Consider the following 3,617-nt stretch of genomic DNA (forward strand, 5'->3'; position numbering starts at 1 on the left):
GCACGGTGACGGTACGCTCCCCGGCTGGAACTGCGGCCACGACGCTGATGGGCGTCTCAGTCGACATGACCTCGACGCAGCGCCAGATCCTCGAGAATGTGGTGCAACAGCAGATCCGGCCGGCGGCTCGCCAGGTCGCGGACAACCTCTGGCGCACCCGCCAGGCAGCCGCCCTGGCACCGCTGATGGACACCTATGTCAGTGCGACGGACAGCTACACCCGGCAACTGACCGAGGCGGCCACAAATGTCACCCAGCAGCTCCGGGCTGCCGTGAAGGCCGATGATCTCCGCCGCGGCACCTACCGCAACCAGAACCAGGAGGACCGCCTCTGGGCCAACAGCTGGTCGGGCGCCGGCGCTTACTCCATGGAGTTCGCCAGACTGAATGGCGCCACGCTGTCCCTGCTGACTAATACGCCGGTCGTGACCCCGCCGAGCTTTGAGGGCTTGGGCACCAACATTCATCGTGATTTGGTGCCTCTGGTGGCCGCCGTCACGCAGTGGAAAGAGACCATCAAAACCGTCGCCCAGACCACGGATGGCTCGGACACCCCGGCCGGCTATGCCGATCTGTTCAGTGGCGCCTCGCCCGACGAGAATGGTGCCTCGGTGCTGGAGAAGGTGCTGCGCTCGCTGCATTTGAGCGAGCGTGTCCTGCGCCTGTTCACCGACGCCGCCAGCCCGGCGAAATCCCTCTGGCAGGACCCGTTCGCCGACCAGGTGCAGACCGGGCACAAGTTGATGATGGCGAGCCTTTCGGCGCTTGGTCTCGCGGCCATTCTGGCATCGGGGACCGGGACGGCGGCGACGATGGCCGTCAGTGCGCTGACGCTCAATTTCAGTGGCGTGGCCGGCGCCGCTGTTGGCCATATGGTCGTCAGCTATCTCGGAGCGCCCATTTTTGCAGGGCTGATGAGCCTGCTGATCCCAGGCATGATCCTGGCCTACCTGCTGCCGCTTCTGCCCTATGGGCTGTGGCTGGCTGGCATCGCCGGCTGGCTCGTCCTGGTATTGGAAGCCTGGATCTCGGTCAGCCTGTGGATGCTGGCGCACCTCACATTCCGTGACGCCGCGCTGCACGGCAACGGCGCCTCGGGCTACATCACTCTTGCAAACATATTTTTCCGGCCAGTGCTGATGTTGATCGGCCTGTTCCTGGGCTATGTGGTCTATGCCGCCCTGGCCTGGCTGATCGCCAGGACATTCATGGTCATCGCCGGCTTTGGACTGATGAACGGCTGGATCGTGACAAACTTCCTCGGGGTCGCTGTCATGATGTGTGTCTACGCGGCGCTCCACATCGCAGCCTCGACCTACGCATTCCGGATGATCAGCCTCGTTCCGCACCATGTCCTGACCTGGGCAAATATGCGTCCGGCTAATCGGGTCGATATGGACGCCTTCGCTCAGCAGGTCGCCGGGGCGGGCATGGTTGGCGCTCTCCAAGGCATCAACGCCAGTGTCGGCAGCATCAGCGATGCTGCCCGTAAGGCCGGGCAGCAGCAGGCCATCGCCGGTTCGGAGGGTGAAGGTGGCGCTGGCAAAAGTCAGGGCATGGACGGTACACTTTCGGTCGCGACGGACGTTGTTCCACCTGATAGAAAGTAGAGCCGCGAGGAGGTCTGCGATGTCGGCGCTAATGGGATACATGCTCGGTCGAGCCAGTGTTCAGGTTCAGCAAAAGAACCGGCGCGTCGCGCAGAACATGGTCGATGCGCTCACTGGCGCGGTTGACCCCGAGGTCGAGATCCACAGGCTCCGGGCGGAAATCGCCCGGATCCGAGAGATCGCCCTGAAAAACAAAGAGGTCGCCGAGGGTAACCACGCCTCGGCATNCGCCATGGAGGCGGAGGCTAGGCGCGACTATTGGATTGGCCGTGCCACGGAAGCTGAGGGCGAGCTCGGCGAGATCCAGTTTTATGCGGAGATTGACGCCATTCGCGCAGGGTGACCGCACCATCCTTCCTGTTGGATCAGGAGGATGCGATGCGACTGGCTATGATTGGATTGGGTGTAGTCCTGGCGCTCTGCGGATGCGAGCGACGCGGCAATCTGCGGAGCGGAGCCGATTACCACCCGCCGCCGGCTCCACATGTGGCGAACCCCTACTACGACCCATACATGGCCTACGGGAGCGCCGACGTCCGCTGGCGCCCCTCGGTCCATGATCGCCGGGGGACCATAGTCCGGCCAGGGTCAGGGGATCTGCCGGCGGCCAACTCAGCCCTGCCGCCTGGCGTCTTCTAGCTTACGCTAGCAGATGATAGCGCCCACTAGCCGGCCGAGGAATTGGCTCGCCGGCTGGGCAGTACGGTGTCGGCGGTACGTAGGAATTCGCCGATACTGCCAAAACGCCGAGCTCGGACCTGCCAGTTCTGCAACGCGGCCTCGAGCGATTTGCCCCCAAGCGCGAGGGTCAGAATCAGCGTCATCATCCCCGACCATATGCCGGCGAAATCGGGTGGTGACAGGATCGCGGCCGCCACCCAGGACAGGAAGCCGGCCGCCCCGACCACCACGCACGCCCAGAACGTGGTGGCTGTCCGCCGTAGACGAAGCGCCAGTAGCCGCTCGACCTGAGCACTCGTCACCCCTGCAATCTCGGCGGTGAGTGGAATGTCGAAGCTGCCATTCGGGCCTGCGATGATCGACCGCCCCGCCGGCCGCGGCGCCCGCCGAATCCCCCAGAGGCGCTGGATGTTAGCGGCCTCGCTCCGAATGCCCTCCGGATTGGCCGCCATCCAAACGCCGCGGGGAAACGCGGTTGCCACGTCCAAACCCTTACGACCAATCCATCGCAGGCTGCCGCGCTGCGAGCGCCCGTCGTCGCTCACCGCTGCGGCCCAGTGAGTGAAGCAATAACCTGATCCAGATCCTGACCACCCATTTGAGCCCGCGGCGCACCATCGGCTTGGCGCCATACCAGGGTTGGCGTCGCCTGCACCTGCAGCGAGGTCGCCAGGGCTTTGTTCCGGGCCAGTCGAGCCCGCCCCTCATCGTTTACTGCGAACAGGTCTGGTCGCCAGCCACGGACCACCTCGATGAGCCCCTTCCAGGCAGCGTCCATTTCGCCAGATGGGCGGCTCAACATCGTCTCCGCGGCCGGCGTGCTGCGGCCATTCGTCTCATGGTCAATCAGAGCGATAGGCAGCATCGCCACCTGGATGCGACCAGCCGCGATATGGGGCCGCAACGCCTCCATCAGCCGAACCGAAAACGAACATAGGGGATCGATGAATGCGTAGATCCGTGGCGCATCCGCCCGGCCGGCCACGCCGTAATCGGCCTGCTCCAGCTGCGCCAACACAGCGTTGCCATCCGGTGCCTGGGACGCCGGAGCCGCACTAGCTGCCTCCTGGGCGCCGGTTTGTCCACGCATATCGACGGACGGAAGAACCCCGGGGATGATGCTGGCGCGGCGCATCGTCAGGTCGCGCCGTGTTGGATCAGCCTCAGCCATATCGAGCAGCCGACCACTCCGCACTGCGTAGCGACCAGAGGGACTCACATGAAAAACCTCCATGTTGTCCCCAAGATAGGCAAATACGGTCCTGATACCGTCATCAGAACCCAGATCAAGCAGCGTCGCACCATTTTTGGCGATGCGGGTAAGTG

The 3,617-nt window shown here is 64.1% G+C and carries 3 protein-coding genes; 1 reads left to right on the top strand and 2 read right to left on the bottom strand.

The window, feature by feature from the left end; translation table 11 throughout:
- Positions 1-1,610 (top strand): DotA/TraY family protein (locus QWZ14_RS10885; RefSeq protein WP_290316679.1); only part of this gene is annotated, 1,610 nt, incomplete at its 5' end.
- A 665-nt stretch (positions 1,611-2,275) separates the two neighbouring features.
- Here QWZ14_RS10885 and QWZ14_RS10890 read toward each other — a convergent pair.
- Entirely contained in the window at positions 2,276-2,836 is a 561-nt protein-coding gene (locus QWZ14_RS10890; protein ID WP_290316680.1) for a hypothetical protein, read from the bottom strand.
- Positions 2,833-3,617, bottom strand: a 785-nt coding sequence (locus QWZ14_RS10895; protein ID WP_290316681.1) for a hypothetical protein, incomplete at its 5' end; no start/stop codon positions are given. The genes QWZ14_RS10895 and QWZ14_RS10890, both read right to left, overlap by 4 nt.

Source organism: Paeniroseomonas aquatica, assembly GCF_030409335.1.
GTDB lineage: Bacteria > Pseudomonadota > Alphaproteobacteria > Acetobacterales > Acetobacteraceae > Belnapia > Belnapia aquatica.